The organism is Streptomyces milbemycinicus (genome assembly GCF_002154605.1).
In the GTDB taxonomy this organism is placed as follows: Bacteria; Actinomycetota; Actinomycetes; order Streptomycetales; family Streptomycetaceae; genus Streptomyces; species Streptomyces milbemycinicus.
The window spans coordinates 1-15387 of the sequence record NZ_MUNE01000046.1; the positions used below are offsets into that span (position 1 = coordinate 1).

General features: G+C 72.4%; 13 protein-coding genes. 7 read left to right on the top strand and 6 right to left on the bottom strand.

Annotated elements, in window-relative coordinates; translation table 11 throughout:
* Positions 1-1393: S1 family peptidase (locus tag CCN51_RS04285; protein ID WP_086859279.1), on the bottom strand; the 1393-nt coding region annotated here is incomplete at its 3' end.
* A gap of 319 nt (positions 1394-1712) precedes the next feature.
* Here CCN51_RS04285 and CCN51_RS04290 point away from each other — a divergent pair.
* On the top strand, positions 1713-2456 hold the full coding sequence (locus tag CCN51_RS04290; protein WP_014178926.1) for an IPT/TIG domain-containing protein: 744 nt from the start codon (positions 1713-1715) through the stop codon (positions 2454-2456).
* Here the strand turns inward: CCN51_RS04290 and CCN51_RS04295 are convergent.
* Both CCN51_RS04295 and CCN51_RS04300 read right to left on the bottom strand, forming a co-directional pair.
* A complete protein-coding gene (locus CCN51_RS04295; RefSeq protein WP_086859273.1) occupies positions 2432-4615 on the bottom strand; it encodes an elongation factor G in 2184 nt (727 codons plus the stop codon). The two genes, CCN51_RS04290 and CCN51_RS04295, sit on opposite strands and share 25 nt — an antisense overlap.
* Positions 4616-4781: 166 nt before the next feature.
* Positions 4782-5393, bottom strand: coding sequence for a TetR/AcrR family transcriptional regulator (locus CCN51_RS04300; RefSeq protein WP_014178928.1), 612 nt, complete (start codon positions 5391-5393; stop codon positions 4782-4784).
* A 121-nt stretch (positions 5394-5514) separates the two neighbouring features.
* Here CCN51_RS04300 and CCN51_RS04305 point away from each other — a divergent pair, with 121 nt between their 5' ends.
* Positions 5515-6336, top strand: coding sequence for an NAD(P)H-binding protein (locus CCN51_RS04305; RefSeq protein WP_014178929.1), 822 nt, complete (start codon positions 5515-5517; stop codon positions 6334-6336).
* 110 nt (positions 6337-6446) lie between these two features.
* Here the strand turns inward: CCN51_RS04305 and ku are convergent, their stop codons facing one another.
* Entirely contained in the window at positions 6447-7478 is a 1032-nt protein-coding gene (gene ku, locus CCN51_RS04310; RefSeq protein WP_014178930.1) for a non-homologous end joining protein Ku, read from the bottom strand.
* Between the two features lie 32 nt (positions 7479-7510).
* Here ku and CCN51_RS04315 point away from each other — a divergent pair, with 32 nt between their 5' ends.
* The 5 genes from CCN51_RS04315 (at position 7511) to CCN51_RS04335 (ending at position 12948) form a co-directional block, all read left to right on the top strand.
* Positions 7511-8488: a lipid II:glycine glycyltransferase FemX gene (locus CCN51_RS04315; RefSeq protein ID WP_086859275.1), complete on the top strand. Its 978-nt coding sequence runs from the start codon at positions 7511-7513 to the stop codon at positions 8486-8488.
* Positions 8485-10191 carry a murein biosynthesis integral membrane protein MurJ gene (gene murJ, locus CCN51_RS04320; protein WP_043486548.1) on the top strand — a complete coding sequence of 569 codons (1707 nt, stop codon included), beginning with the start codon at positions 8485-8487 and terminating at the stop codon, positions 10189-10191. The genes CCN51_RS04315 and murJ overlap by 4 nt, the downstream gene beginning before the upstream one ends.
* Before the next feature lie 69 nt (positions 10192-10260).
* Positions 10261-10941 (top strand): response regulator transcription factor, encoded by a 681-nt coding sequence (locus CCN51_RS04325; protein ID WP_014175542.1) that lies wholly within the window; start codon positions 10261-10263, stop codon positions 10939-10941.
* Positions 10942-10948: 7 nt separating this feature from the next.
* Positions 10949-12442 carry an ATP-binding protein gene (locus tag CCN51_RS04330; protein WP_014175541.1) on the top strand — a complete coding sequence of 498 codons (1494 nt, stop codon included), beginning with the start codon at positions 10949-10951 and terminating at the stop codon, positions 12440-12442.
* Positions 12439-12948, top strand: a complete 510-nt coding sequence (locus CCN51_RS04335; RefSeq protein ID WP_014175540.1) for a hypothetical protein — start codon at positions 12439-12441, stop codon at positions 12946-12948. Before CCN51_RS04330 ends, CCN51_RS04335 begins: the two co-directional genes overlap by 4 nt.
* A 71-nt stretch (positions 12949-13019) precedes the next feature.
* On the opposite strand, the gene aceB is transcribed toward CCN51_RS04335, so the two are convergent.
* Together aceB and CCN51_RS04345 are read right to left on the bottom strand one after the other, a co-directional pair.
* A complete protein-coding gene (gene aceB, locus CCN51_RS04340) occupies positions 13020-14636 on the bottom strand; it encodes a malate synthase A (RefSeq protein WP_014175539.1) in 1617 nt (538 codons plus the stop codon).
* Between the two features lie 130 nt (positions 14637-14766).
* Positions 14767-15381 (bottom strand): nucleotidyltransferase family protein, encoded by a 615-nt coding sequence (locus CCN51_RS04345; RefSeq protein WP_055413905.1) that lies wholly within the window; start codon positions 15379-15381, stop codon positions 14767-14769.
* Between the last annotated feature and the right edge of the window lie 6 nt (positions 15382-15387).

Here is a 15387-nt window from a genome sequence, read left to right on the forward strand (position 1 = left end):
GTCTGAGCAGATTGATGCGCAGCGCCGAGGCGTTGCGAGTGTAGGGCGGGTTCAGGGCGGGGGAGAGCAGCGCGCGCCGCTCGGCCGCCTCGCGCTCGCGGCCCTCCGCGCGGGTCACCTGCCCGGCCAACTCGTCCAGCCAGGCGTCGATCCGCGCCCGCTCCGGGCGGAACAGCCGCTCGGCCAGGTGCAGGCCGGGCGCCTGCCGGTCGCGGAAGACCAGCATCAGCCGGCTGCCCCGGTCGGCGAGGAGCTTCATGAAGCGGACCAGGGCCTCGGGGTCATGGGCCCGGTCGACGCTCACGGCCACGATGGTCAGCGGTACCGCGTTGGCCCGGATACGGCTGAGCGGCGAGGTGTCACCGAGCGACTTGAGGTCCATCCGGTCGGCGACCCGCTTGGCCACATCGGTGTCGGTGCGGCCGGTGACGTCGATGGCCAGGTCCAGGCTGCCGATCGGCGGCACCGTATCGCGCGGCGCCGTGGACACCGCCTCCTCGGCGCCGCCCCCGGACAGCTCGCGGTCCGCGAGCGTCACGGCCCGGCTGAGCGCCCCGTTCCGGTCGCTGTCGTCGTCCTCGATCACGACCGTCTCGACGTCCGCGATCCCCTCCCGCCCGGCCAGGCTCTCCCGCCGCAGCCACAGGGCCAGCCGCTGGGCGAAGCCGATGTCCTGGACGCCGTCGGTGAGCGGGGAGACCAGCCGCGGGTCCACTCCGGCCTCGCCGCCCACCCAGCGGGCGACCTGAGGCAGATGCCGGACGATGGTCTCGACGGGGATCATGTACGAAAAGCGGCGCCGCTCGGCGCTCGGCACCCTGTCGGAGTCGTCGTAGCGGCTGACCACCATGCCGATGACGTGGTGGGTCTGCTCGTCCTCGACCCCGGCGCCGCTGAAGCCGTAGCGCACCACGTCACCGGGCGTCTCCGGGTTGACCTGAACCCACTCCGCGCGCGGTCCCGCGGTGCCCGCCAGGCTGCCCAGGAACCACATACCGTCGTCGTTGCCGTCGGGGAAGCCGCACATCCGCACTGGCCGCCGGGACACCGGAGGCAGCCGGAACAGGGGCGCGGCGTGCTCGGCGGGCTGGGGGCGGCTCAGCCTCAGCAACGCCACATCGCCGCAGCTGTCGGCGCGCTGCGGCACCCAGCAGCCCGGGGCGACGCGCGCGCTGACGGGCTCGGCGTCGGGCACGCCGACCAGATCGACCCGCACTTCCGTGGCCGGAAGCGGCCGTCCGTCCTCGGGGATCACATGAGCGCACGTCAACACTGTCTCGCTGCCCAGAAGGATTCCTGCGCCCAGAACATCGCCGGTCGTACTACGGATCCGAACCCGCCAAGTCCCGTCACGGGCGGGCGCATTGGCGGTATTGCCGTTTTCCGCCCCCATGTGGCCCGAGCATACGCCCGAGACGTACGGAAGTGACCCCTTGCGGTCGGTGAGTCACGGGAAAGAGTGGGGTGTGGCCCCGGGGCTGAACGTTATTTCAGATGGTCACTAAATAGTGGGATTGCGCCCATTCGGGGGAATGTGGTGTTTGCATTCTTGTCGCCCATGTCCCCCGGATGGATTACTCGACATGCGGCCGGATCGCCCGCCGGGCCTCCCGATGTCAGGGCGATCCGGACCAGCGATCGCCAGCCCGTGCGCTGGGGCCATGCGTCAACCGCGCGCTCCCGGACGGGCCATCCCCCCAGGAGTCCATGCCATGCCCATCTCTCCCAACAGCGGCCCCGCCTCCGGCGGAAACACCGTCACCATCACCGGGGTCAACCTCGGCGGGGCCACCTCCGTGCGCTTCGGCACCAAGTCGGCCGCCATCACCTCCAACACGCCCACCCAGGTCGTGGTCACCGCGCCCTCCGGCTCCGGCGCGGTCAATGTGACCGTCACCACCCCCGGCGGGAACAGCAACCCCCTGAAGTACTACTACGTCGGCCTGCCGAGCGAGTTCTCCCTCAGCCCCGCCGCCGGACCGGTCGCGGGCGGCAACACCGTCACGATCGACGGCACCGGGCTGTCCACCGCCACCCAGGTGGCCTTCGGCGCCAACTCCGCGACCCCCACGGTGCTCTCCGACAGCGAGGTGTCCGTCGCCGTCCCGACCGGTACGGCGGGGTCGGTCGAGGTGACGGTGACCACCTCGGGCGGCGCCACGGACGGCCTGTCGTACACGTACGTGGACACGCCCACCGTCACCGCCGCGACGCCCAACTCCGGCCCGCCGACCGGCGGCACACAGGTGACCGTCACCGGCACCGCCCTGGACACCACCCAGAGCGTCGCCTTCGACGGCACCAGCGCGGCGTTCGTCGTCCTCGACTCCACCACCCTCATCACGACCGCGACGCCCACCGCGGACGGCGGCGCCGGCCCGGGTGAGATCGAAGTGACCACCCTCGCCGGCACCGCCACCGTCGCGTACACCTACGTCGCGGGCCCCGGCATCTGACCGGGGCCGGGGCCGGAACGGGGGCCCGGATCCGAGCCCGGGGCGGGGCCGGTGCGGCGGTCCCGTCCCGGGCCGAGCGGGCGGTCCCCGGACGGCCGGGACCACCACACGCCCTCGCCGCGTGTGAGCCCCGGCAGCCACCGCTTCACCCCGTGCACCTCCCGCGCCGGGATCCGGCCTTCGAGCAGCCAGGCCGGCACCCCGCCCGCCGTCTCCTCGACGGCGGTGATGTCGGCCTCGGCCGCGGTGAGGTGGCCGGTGACCGGAGCCAGCGCGTCATGCGGGATCTCCAGCTCGAAGGCGTGGCAGGGCTCGTACACCCGCGTCCCCGCGGCGCGCAGCGCCCGCTCCAGCACCACCGGGGTCAGCTCGCGGAAGTCACGCGCCGTGCTGAGCGGGCTGGAGAAGCCCGAGCGGATGAGGGTGACGAGGCAGTCGATCACCGGCCGGCCGTCGTGGCCCTCGAGGAGGGTGTCGTGCACGGTCTCCTCGATGGCGTGGTGGAAGGCGCGGGGCAGCGCGCCCAGTTCGGTCTCGTACCGGAAGATCACCCCGGAGCCGGTCCCGGCGGGCTCGACGCGCAGCCCGATGGTGGCCCAGAGCCCGCTGTGATGGCGCCGGGCCATCTCCTCGCACGCCTCGCCGACGCCCCCGGGCCGCTCGACATGGACCGGCCGGCTCGGCTCGAAGTCGGCCTCGATGCCGAAGTCCCGGGCGAGCGTCGCCGCGATGATCTCCTTCTGGACCTCGCCGTACAGCAGCACCGAGGTGGCGCCGCCCGGCAGGGCGCGGGCGTGGATCAGCGGGTCCTGTTCGGCCAGGCTCAGCAGCGCGGCGTGCAGCCGCGCGGCGGGGCCCGGGCCGGGCTCGCGCGGGCGGACGACCGTGCTCAGGCTGGGCGCGGCGAAGTGCGGCTGGTCGGGCGGCGGGTGCCCGGGGCCGCGGCCGGTTGCGTGGCCGGTGCCGCTTTCGGCGCTTGGGCCGGTGCTGGTGCTTGGGCCGGTGCCGGTGCCGGTGCCGGTGCCGGTGCTTGGGTTGGCGTTGGCGTTGGCGTTGGCGTTGGCGTTGGCGTGGGCGTGGGCGTTGGTGTGGGCGTCGGCCTCGCCGAGCCGGTCGCCGACCCGTACCTCGGGCAGGCCGCGCACCTTGCCGATGTTCCCGGCGGTCAGCCGCCCGGTGTCCGCCTGCGCGCCGGCCCGGCCGACGACATCGAGGGAGGTGATCTGGCCGCCGTACTCGACGAGCGTGCCGCCCGGTCCGCGGCGGTGGAGCGTCACCTTCTGCCGTACGGCCAACTCGCCCGCGAACAGCCGCAGATACGCGGTCCTCCCCCCGGTCCCGCCCCGGCGCTCGACGGCGAAGACCGTCCCGTACGGGGCCGCTGCCGCTGCCGCGCCGACGGGCGCGGGCGGCAGCAGGCGTGCCATCCCGCGGGCGAGCGCGCCGACGCCCTGGCCGCTCAGCGCCGAGCCGAAGAACACCGGGTGGACGCGGCAGTCCGCCGTGCCACCGGCCAGCGCCGCCCGCAGCTCGGCGGGCGTGGGCGGGGGCCCGTCCAGGACACGGGCGAGCAGCGCGTCGTCGGTCTCGGCCAGCGCCTCGGCCATCTGGGCGCGGAAGTCCGCGTCGTCGAGTGACCAGGGCACGGCGCGGGCGTGCCGCGTGCCCAGGTCCCGTACGGCCGTCAGCGCGACGAGGTGCGGGGCCAGCTTGTGCCGGATGTCCGTCAGCAGCCCCTCGTCGCGGGCGCCCGCGCGGTCGATCTTGTTGACGAAGAGCAGGGCCGGCAGCCGCAGCCGCCGCAGTGTCTTCATCAGCACCCGGGTCTGCGCCTGGACGCCCTCCACCGCGGACAGCACCAGGACCGCGCCGTCCAGCACCCCGAGGGCGCGTTCGACCTCGGCGATGAAGTCCGAGTGGCCGGGCGTGTCGATCAGGTTGATCTGAGCCGGCCCCACGGTGAAGGAGGCGACCGCCGAGCGCACGGTGATGCCGCGTTCGCGCTCGATGTCGCCCGTGTCGGTCTGGGTGGTGCCGCTGTCGACGCTGCCGAGGCGGTCGATGGCGCCGTGGTCGAAGAGCAGGCGCTCGGTGAGGCTGGTCTTACCGGCGTCGACGTGCGCCAGGATGCCGATGTTGAGGGTGCGCGAAGTGGGCATGCGTGCTGAAGTCCTCGAGAACTGTCGTCCGGTGGGGGCGCTGGTTAGTTCCGAGGAATCGGCGCATCGCATGCTCCTGACTGGTCGTCGGACGGACTCGGCCATCCTGTCAGCGCGCGCGGCACGGTCAAGCGAATTACGGCCGTACGGGGCGGGGGCCTACGGCCTATGCGAGGTGGCGGACGATCCGGCGCACCTGCTCGGTGTAGCGCTCGCGGAACTCCGGCGAGTCCGGCTCGACGCCGAAGAGCTGCCGTACGACGTGCGGCATCGCGACTGGCGCCGAGACCAGGCTCATGAACAGCAGCATCGCGGCGGCCGGGTCGAGGTCGCCGGCCAGTTCCCCGTCCGCCTGGCGGCGGCGCAGTCCGGAGAGGTCTTCGGGGTCCGACTCCACCGCGCCGCCGGTGAGGCCGTTCCAGAGGTTGAGGCGGGTGGGCCGGGGGTCGGCGAAGGTCTCGTCGAGGTAGCGCACGATGAGCTCGTCGAGGGGGAGGGCCGGGTCGGCGATGGTCTCCTCGCGCCGCAGCCACTGCTGGTGCAGCTCGCGGTAGAGCCCTTCCTTGCCGCCGAAGTAGTAGCTGATCAGCTGCTTGTTGAGGCCGGCGCGGTCCGCGATGTCCTGGACGCGGGCGCCCGCGAATCCCTTCTCGGCGAACTCGTCCATCGCGGCGTCCAGCAGCAGCCGCCGGGAGCGCTCGGGGTCGAGCTTGCGCTCCGCCGGCGCGGGTGCGCGGCGGGTCTTCTTCGGTGGTGCCTGCGGCGCTTTCTCCTTCACCTGATCAGGCTATCCGCACCGCTCTGACTTCACCCATCTATTTGTTTGACAAGTTCATCCGGTTGGATGAATCGTGGGTCCTGTCAAACCCAACGAGACGGCAGAGCAAGGAGAACTCGTCATGATCGTGGTGACCGGAGCCACCGGAAACGTCGGCAGGCATGTGGTGGACGAGCTGGTCGCGGCGGGTGCGGAGGTCCGCGCGCTGACCCGCGACCCCGAGTCGGCGCGGCTGCCCGAGGGGGTCGAGGTGGCGCGCACCGCGGACCTGCCTCTGGACGGCGCGGACGCGGTCTTCCTCAACCCGGCGGTGGTGTGGGGGACGGGCGCCGGCGAGCTGCTGCGCAAGGCCGGGCAGGCGGGGGTGCGGCGTATCGTCACGCTCTCCTCCTCTGCCGCGGCCGAGCCCGGCCCGGGCAATGTCATCGGCAACCACCACCATGAGCTGGAGACCGAGATCGAGGCATCGGGGCTGGTCTGGACGCATGTGCGGCCGGGCGCCTTCGCCTCGAACGCGCTGCAGTGGGCGGAGCAGCTCGGCAAGGGCGATGTGGTCCACGGCCCGTACGCCCAGGCCCACACGGCGCCCATCCACGAGGCCGACATCGCGGCCGTCGCCGCCCGCGCCCTGCTCAGCGAGGACTACGCCGGCCAGGCGCCGGTGCTGACCGGGCCGCAGTCGCTGACCTTCGCGGAGCAGGTGACCATCATCGGCGAGGTCCTTGGGCGGCCGCTGCGGTACGAGGAGATCCCGCCGGAGGCGGCCCGGGAGGCGATGACCGGTGGCGGTGTGCCGGCGGACATCGCGGACACGCTGCTGCGGCTGTTCGCGGGGGCCGTCGGCCGGCCGGCCGAGATCTCCCCGGAGACGGAGCGGATCACGGGGCGGCCGGGGCGTACGTTCGCGCAGTGGGCGAGCGACCACTCGGCCGCGTTCAGCTGACGCTTGGGTGGGGCCGCGGTTCGGCAGCGGGCGGGAGCGGTCGGGCCGGCGTCCGTAGGTGTCGTCCGTAAGCTCTGTGGATACCGTCCCGCCCCGCTCCGCCCCGCCGGTCAGGAGGCCGTCCGCCCGCTCGCCCGTTTGCCGGTGGCCTGCTTTTTGGCGGGGGCCTTTTTGGCCGCGGCCTTCTTCGCCGTGGTCTTCGCCGCGCCGGCCTTCTCGGCGCCTTTCTTCTCGGCGCCTTTCTTCTTCGTCGCCGCGGCCTTCTTCGCGGGCGCTGCGGCCTTCTTGCGCGCCGGCAGCGGGTGGACCGTAGCCTCCGCCGCTTCCTCTTCCTCGGCCTCCCCGGCCTCCCCGGCCTCCTCGCCCCGGGCCGCGCGGGCGCTGCGCACGCTGTCCCGCAACGCCGCCATCAGGTCGACGACCTGGGCCCCGGCCGGGGCCTCGCCGGGCTCGGCGGTGGGTGTGGCGCCGGTCATCTTGGCCGCCACGAGGGCGTCCAGCGCCTCCTGGTACTCGTCGTGCAGCTGGTTCAGATCCACCTCGCCGAGCGTGTTCATCAAGGTGTCGGCGAGGTCGAGCTCCGCCTCCCGTACCGTCACATTCTCCTTGGGGGCCACACCGACCGGGTTGCGCACCTCGTCGGGCCACAGCAGCCGGTGCATCGCGATGGCGTCGCCCACGACGCGCAGCATGCCCAGGCGCTCCCGGCCGCGGTGGGCGTATTTGGTGATGGCGACCTTCTCGCTGCGCTTGAGCGCTTCGCGCAGCAGGGCGTACGGCTTGGCGGCGGCGGGGCCGTTCGCGCCGAGGTAGTAGGCGTCGCCCATCTGGAGGGGGTCGATGTCCGCCGCCGAGACGAACGCCTGGATCTCCAGGGCGCGGGTCGTGGGCAGCGGTAGGTGGGCCAGGTCCTCGTCGGTGATCGGGATCAGGGTGCCGTCGGCGTCCTCGTATGCCTTGCCGATCTCGTCCGCGTCGATCTGCTTGTCCTCGAGCTCGCAGACCTTGCGGTAGCGGATCCGGCCGCCGTCCTTGGTGTGCACCTGCCGGAAGGAGACGGAGTGGTCCTCGGTCGCCGGATACATCTTGATCGGGATGCTGACCAGGCCGAAGGAAATGTTCCCATTCCAGATGGACCGCATGCTTTTGATCCCTTTCGTGAGATTCTTATCGTATGTCCCCGATCGCGGAGGTGGAGGGGCGGCGCATCGCGCTCAGAAACCTCGAGAAGGTGCTCTATCCGGCCACGGGCACCACCAAGGGAGAGCTGCTGCATTACCTGGCGGCCGTCGCCGGCCCGCTGCTGCGCCATCTGCGCGCCTCCGGCGTGTTCGCCGTGCGCATCGGCCCCGCGCCCGCCTACCGCAGCTGGACCGCCGCCGCGCTCAAGGCGGCCACCGGCCCCGGGCGCCACCTGTCCGACGTCCTCACCTGCCAGGTCGACCCACTGGGCACCGTCGTCACCGAACGACTGCGCGCCCGCGGCTGGCGCCGATGTGGCGACGACGGAGACGGGGCCGGGGACGCGCAGCCCCGCTATGTCTTCCGGGTGCCGCTGGCCGGCCGCACCCGCGAGGAGCTGTGGAGCGGGCTCAACCAGGAGTGGCGGCGCAACATCCGCCGGGCCCACAAGTCGGGCGTACGGGTGGAGCTGGGCGGCGCCGCCGAACTCCCCGAGTTCTACCGGCTGCTGCGGATCACCGAGGAGCGCGACGGCTTCCGCCTCGGCCGCTCACTGGCGTACTACGAGCGCCAGTACGCGGCCCTCAACGCCGAGGCGCCGGGGCGGATGAGGCTCTACCTCGCCCGGCACGAGGGCGAGATCCTGGCCGCCCACACCATGATCACGGTGGGCCGACGGGTCTGGTACCAGTCCGGAGCCTCGGCCGACCACCGGCGCGAGGTGCGCCCCTCCAACGCCCTGCAGTGGCAGATGATGCTGGACGCCCACGCCCAGGGCGCGGAGGTCTACGACATGCGCGGGGTACCCTCCACACTCGACCCCGGCGAACGGCCGTTCGGGCTGATGCGCTGGAAACTGGGCACCGGAGGCCAGGTCGTCGAGACGCTGGGGGAGTGGGAGACACCATTGAGCGGCACCGCCAACCACGCGCTCCACCGCGCCTTCCAGCTCTACCTGGCCCGCCGATGAGCGCCCCCGCGAACCCGGTGGGCCGACCGGAGGCGTCGGCCGCCGAGCGGCCCGCCTCCGTGCTGCGCAGTGGGGCCGTCATGGCGGCGGGGTCCCTGGTCTCGCGTGCCACTGGATTCGTACGATCCGCCGTCGTCGCCGCCGCGCTCGGTGTCGGGCTGGCGGCCGATGGGTACGCGGTCGGCAATTCCGTGCCCAACATCGTCTACACACTGCTCCTCGGCGGCGCGCTCAACGCCGTCTTCGTGCCCGAACTGGTCAAGGCCGCCAAGGAGCACGCCGACGGCGGGGCCGCGTACACCGATCGGCTGCTGACCGTCTGTACGGCGGCCCTGTTGCTGATCACCGCCGGGGCGGTGTTCGCCGCGCCCGCCATCGTCGCGGCGTACACCGACTACACGGGCGGGCAGGCCACGATGACGGTCGCCTTCGCCCGCTACTGCCTGCCGCAGATCTTCTTCCTCGGTGTTTTCACCCTGCTGGGCCAAGTGCTCAACGCCCGGGGCCGGTTCGGGGCGATGATGTGGACCCCTGTCCTCAACAACGTCGTCGTCATCGCCGTCTTCGGCCTGTATCTGGCGACGGCAGGCACCGGGGACACGCTCACCCCTGGCGAGACCGCGCTGCTCGGCTGGGGCACGACCGCGGGGATCGCCGTTCAGGCGCTGGCGCTGCTGCCGTCGCTGCGCGCGGCGCGCTTCCGCCTGCGGCCGCGGTTCGACTGGCGGGGCAGTGGGCTGTCCCGGCCGCTGCGTTCCGCGGGGTGGCTGGTGTTGCTGGTGTTCACCAACCAGCTCGCGTACTGGGTGGTGACCTGGCTGGCCACGATGGCCGGGGAGCGCGCGGCGGCCGCGGGGACCGACGGCGCCGGGTTCAGCGCGTACAACAACGCGTATCTGCTGTGGGCCGTGCCGCACGGGATCGTGACCGTTTCGCTGGTCACCGCGCTGATGCCGCGGATGAGCGGGGCGGCGGCCGACGGTGACACCGCGGCCGTGCGGCGAGACGTCTCGTACGCTCTGCGCAGCAGCGCCGCCGCCGTCGTACCGGCCGCCTGTGTGCTGTTGGCGCTCGCCGAGCCGGTGATGGCGGTGGTCTTCCAGTACGGCAGGACCGGCGCGGACGATATCGCGGTGATGGCGGGGGCGCTGATGGCGTTCGCCCCGGGGCTGGTGGCCTTCTCCGGGCAGTACGTCCTCTCGCGGGCCTTCTACGCGCTCTCCGACACCCGCACACCCTTTCTGCTGAACCTGGCGATCTCCGGGCTCAACGCGGGGCTGTCCGCGGCCGCGTATCTGCTGCTGCCCGCGCGCTGGGCGGTGACCGGCATGGCCGGGGCGTACTCGGTGGCGCTGTTCGCGGGCTGGGCGGCCACCGCGTACGTACTGAACCGCAGGCTCCGGCCCGTGCCCGTGCCCGTGCCCTTGGCGGCCGGGCAGGAGAGGGCGGGGGCGCGGCGCGGCGGGCTGTGGCGCTCGCCGTCCGTGGCCGCCCTGGCACGGTTGCTGCTGGCGGCCGTACCGGCCGCCGCCCTCGGCCAGTTCACGGCCATCCGCACCGCCCCGCTGGGCCCGCTCGCCGCCACGACGGCGGGCCTGGTGGCCATCCTGCTGGTCTTCGCCATCCTGGCCCGCCCGCTGCGGCTGACCGAACTGGACGCCGCGCTCAAGGCCGTGCCCCGCAAACTGAGCCGCCGGACGTGATCGGTCGCCGGACCTGAGCCGCCGGACCTGAGTCGCCGCCCTCACTTGCCGAAATGGAATACTCCGCACATGCCACGCGTCCTTCTCATCGAAGACGACCCCTCCGTCCGCGAAGGGATCGAACTCGGCCTGCGCCGCCGCGGACACGACGTGCGCACCGCCGCCACCGGGGAGGCCGGACTCACCGCCATCCGCGAGTTCGGGCCGGATCTGCTGCTCCTGGACCTGATGCTGCCCGGTATCAACGGAGTCCAGGTGTGCCGCCGGGTCCGCGAGTCCAGCCAGCTGCCGATCATCATGCTCACCGCGCGCGGCGACGACTTCGACGTCGTGGTCGGTCTGGAGGCCGGGGCCGACGACTACATCGTCAAACCCGCCCGCACCGAGGTCATCGAGGCCCGTATCCGGGCCGTACTGCGCCGGATCGAGGAGCCCGGCGGGCGCCCCGCCGTCGAGTTCCACGGGGACCTCGCCATCGACCGCGCCGGGCTGGCCGTGTCCAAGGCCGGGGAACGCCTCGCGCTCGCGCCCTCCGAGCTGAAGCTCCTGCTGTATCTGACCGCCGCGCCCGAGCAGGTCTTCAGCCGTCAGCAACTGCTCGAACAGGTCTGGGAGCACAGCTACCACGGCGACGCCCGCCTGGTCGACGCCTGCGTACGGCGGCTGCGCCACAAGATAGAGGACGTGGCCGGCAGCCCGCGCTACATACAGACCTTGCGGGGCTTCGGCTACCGCTTCGGACCGCTGTGAGCCCCCGTTGACCCGCTGGAGAGCCCGCATCGGGCTGCGCACCCGGCTCGTGCTCGCCTTCCTGCTGGTCGCCGCGGTCAGCGCGGGCACCACCGCGACCCTCACCTACCGCAAGGCGCGCACCGCGATCCTCGAACAGGCCCAGGACACCGCCGTCTCCTCCTTCCGGGACCGGGTCAACGACATGGGCACACCGCTTCCCGTCGAGCCCAAGTCCCTTCAGGAGCAGCTGCGCCTGCTCGCCCGGCAGGGCAAGCCGCACCCCTGGGTGGTGTTCGCCGAGTACGGATCGGTCCGGGTCTCCTCCGGCACCAGCCCCGTCTCCACCGTCATCACCCCGCAACTGCGCCGCGCCGCGCTCGCCAGCCCGCGCAGCGGCAGCTTCCAGCGGGTCGAGAAGCACGGCGACCCCTGGCTGACCGTCGCCGTCCCGACCGTCTTCCGGGCCGGGAAGACCGTACGCCCCACCGGTCTGGTGCTGTACGCCGTGATGCCGCTGACCGACGAGGAGGCCAACGTCCGCGCCATGGTCACCGCGGCCCGCGACGGGGCCCTGCCGGGGCTCGCGGTGGCGCTCGTCCCCGCGCTGCTGGCCGCGCGCAGTGTGCTGCGCCCGGTGCGGGATCTACGGAAGGCCTCACAGAGCATGGGCCGGGGCCGCCTCGACACCCGGATCCAGGTCAAGGGCAGCGATGAACTCGCGGACCTCGCCCGCACCTTCAATGAGTCCGCCGTCGCCCTTGAGCGATCCGTGGGCGAACTCCAGGACGCCGAGGCGCGCGCCCGCCGCTTCGCCTCCGACGTCTCGCATGAGCTGCGCACCCCGCTCGCCGGGATGCTCGCGGTCACCGAGGTCCTGGACGAGGACGCCGCCCGCCTCGCCCCCGACACCGCGGCCGCCGTCCGGCTGATCAGCGCGGAGACCGGCAAGCTCGCGGTCCTCGTCGAGGACCTGATGGAGATCTCCCGCTTCGACGCCGGGGCCGCCGAGCTGAACACCGACGAGGTCGACGTCGCGCAGACCATCCGCAAGACCCTGAGCAGCCGCCACTGGACCGACCCCGACGAGATCGTCACCGATCTGCCCGACGGCATCCGGGCCCGGCTCGACCCGCGCCGTTTCGATGTCGTCGTCGCCAACCTCGTCGGCAACGCGCTGCGGCACGGCGCCGCGCCGGTCGTCATACGGCTGCGGCTGGAGCCGGGAACGGGGGCGGAATCGAGGACGGGGTCGGGGTCGGGCGGCGAGGGGGCCCGGCTTGTCACCGAGGTCGCCGACAGCGGCCCCGGTATCCGCCCGGAGGCGCTGCCGCATATCTTCGACCGCTTCTACAAGGCGGACTCCGCCCGCACCCGGTCGGAGGGCAGCGGCCTCGGCCTCGCCATCACCCTGGAGAACGTACGGCTGCACGGCGGCACGATCCGGGCGGCGAACGGCCCCCAGGGGGGCGCCGTCTTCACCGTGGAGATCCCTCTGACGGGCCGGGAGGTGACGGAGTGAAGCGCCTGAGCCGCCTCGGGCTTGCCGCGGTGGCGGCCGTGTCGCTGACGGGCTGCGGGGTGCGGCAGAGCGACGTCATCGAGGCCGGCGGCCCGGCCACCGTCACCGTCTTCCCCGACGCCGAGCAGCGGGTGCTCCTGTTCTTCGTCTCCTCGGAAGGCCGCCTGACTCCGGTGTCCGGAGGAGTCTTCATGGACCGGAAGGGGGAGTACGACGGGAAGGTGCCCGGCGAGGTGGCCCTCATGATGCTGCTCGGCGGCCCGAGCGCGACGGCGCGCGCGGCCGGGCTCCACACGGAGCTGCCCCGGTCGGCGGGGCACATCGGGATGAAGTCGGGCACGGACCAGGTGTCGGTCCGTGTCCCGATCGCGGTGCGGGGGCTCGGAAAGACCGCCGTGCGCCAGCTGGTCTGCACGGCGGCGTATGCGGAGGGCGGCGACGGCACCGCGGAGGTGACCGTCGCGGGCGACGACGGCAGGCTCCCGGCTATGCACTGCGACGCGTGACGCGCGGGGCTCTGTCCCCACCCCGGGGTGGGGACAGAGCCCACGATGCGGCTCCGCTGCGCGGCTCCGCCTCAGCGCAGCAGCTCGTACGCCGGCAGCGTCAGGAACTCCGCGTAGTCCTCGTCCAGCGCGACCTTGAGCAGCAGATCGTGGGCCTGCTGCCAGTTGCCCGCGGCGAACGCCTCCGCCCCGATCTCCTCGCGGATCGCCGTCAGCTCCTCCGCCGCGATGGTGCGAACGAGACCGGCCGTCGCCTTCTCGCCGTTCTCGAAGACGACGCCCGCGTTGATCCACTGCCAGATCTGGGAGCGGGAGATCTCGGCCGTGGCGGCGTCCTCCATCAGGTTGAAGATGGCGACCGCGCCCAGGCCCCGCAGCCAGGCCTCGATATAGCGGATACCGACCTGGACCGCATTGCGCAGCCCCGCCGAGGTGGGCTTGGCGTCCAGGGAGGCGATGTTGATCAGCTCGGCCGCGGTGACCTGGACGTCCTCGCGCAGCCGGTCCTTCTGGTTCGGCTTGTCGCCGAGCACCGCGTCGAACGAGGCGCGGGCGATCGGAACCAGGTCGGGGTGGGCGACCCAGGAGCCGTCGAAGCCGTCGTTCGCCTCGCGGTCCTTGTCGGCCCTGACCTTCTCGAACGCGACGGCGTTGACCTCGGGGTCGCGGCGGGAGGGGATGAAGGCCGCCATGCCGCCGATCGCGTGGGCGCCGCGCTTGTGGCAGGTGCGCACCAGCAGCTCGGTGTAGGCGCGCATGAAGGGGGCGGTCATGGTGACGGCGTTGCGGTCGGGGAGGACGAAGTCGGCCCCGGCGTCACGGAAGTTCTTGACGATGGAGAAGAGGTAGTCCCAGCGCCCCGCGTTCAGCCCGGAGGCGTGGTCGCGCAGCTCGTAGAGGATCTCCTCCATCTCGTACGCGGCGGTGATCGTCTCGATGAGCACGGTGGCGCGGATGGTGCCCTGGGGGATGCCGAGGTGGTCCTGGGCGAAGACGAAGATGTCGTTCCAGAGGCGGGCCTCGAGGTGCGACTCGGTCTTGGGGAGGTAGAAGTACGGGCCCTTGCCCTGGTCGAGCAGGCGCTGGGCGTTGTGGAAGAAGTAGAGCCCGAAGTCGACGAGGGCGCCGGGCACGGCGCGGTCGCCGGCCCGCAGATGGCGCTCGTCCAGATGCCAGCCGCGCGGCCGGGCGACGACGGTGGCGAGCTCTTCGGCGGGGCGCAGGGCGTACGACTTGCCCTCGGGGGTGGTGAAGTCGATACGGCGCTGGTAGGCGTCGATGAGGTTGAGCTGGCCGTGGACGACGTTCTCCCAGGTCGGCGCGGAGGCGTCCTCGAAGTCGGCGAGCCAGACCTTGGCGCCCGAGTTGAGGGCGTTGATGGTCATCTTCCGGTCGGTGGGGCCGGTGATCTCCACCCGGCGGTCGTCGAGCGCGGCCGGGGCGGGGGCGACGCACCAGTCGGGGTCCTCGCGGACGTGGGCGGTCTGCGGGAGGAAGTCAAGGGTGCCGGTTCGGGCGATCTCGGCGCGGCGTTCGGCGCGGCGGGCGAGCAGTTCGTCGCGGCGCGGGGTGAAGCGGTGGTGGAGCTCGGCCAGGAAGGCCAGGGCCGAGTCGGTCAGCACCTCTCCCTGCCGTTCCAGCGGCTCGGCGTCGACGATGGCCAGCGGGGACGGTGCTGGTGCGGACATGGGCGGTCACTCCTCGGGCGACACAGGGCGAGAACACATGGACACAGAGACACGGGGACACAGAGACACATGGACTTCTATCTAGTGGATACTAATTTCCTCATGGCGGAACTTCAACGTTCTGTTGGGCTCACTCCAGCCGTTTCAGGTCCTCCGGGGTGTCGATGTCATCGGGTCGGGCGATATCGGAGCAGTCGACAAACGTGACCTCCGACTGATGCTTCTTCAGATAGGCCCGTGCCCCGCGATCGCCCACCGCACTCGCCGCGACCTCCGCCCACCGCTCCGCGCCGAACAGCACCGGATGGCCCCGCCGCCCGCCGTACACCGCCGAGACCAGGCACGACGGCCCGTCGTACGCCGCCGCCACCCGGGCCACCGCCGCGGCCCCGATCCCCGGCTGGTCCACGAGCATCACCAGCGCCGCCCCCGCCCCCGTACCGGCCAGCGAGGCGAGCCCGGACCGCAGCGAGGAGCCCATACCCTCGGCCCAGTCCGGGTTGTCGACCAGCGCGCACCCTGGGAGCTCGGCCCTGGCCCGTACGGCCTCGGCGGCCGCCCCCAGGACGATATGCACCGGTTCGCAGCCGCCCTCCTGCAGCGCCCGCGCCGCGCGCTCCACCAGCGGTCTGCCCCGGTGGGTCAGCAGCGCCTTCGGTCGCCCGCCCAGCCGCCTGCCCCCGCCTGCGGCCAGCAGCAACCCGGCGACCTGCGCTTTATCGTGTGATGTGTGATCTGTGGGCATTGCCTA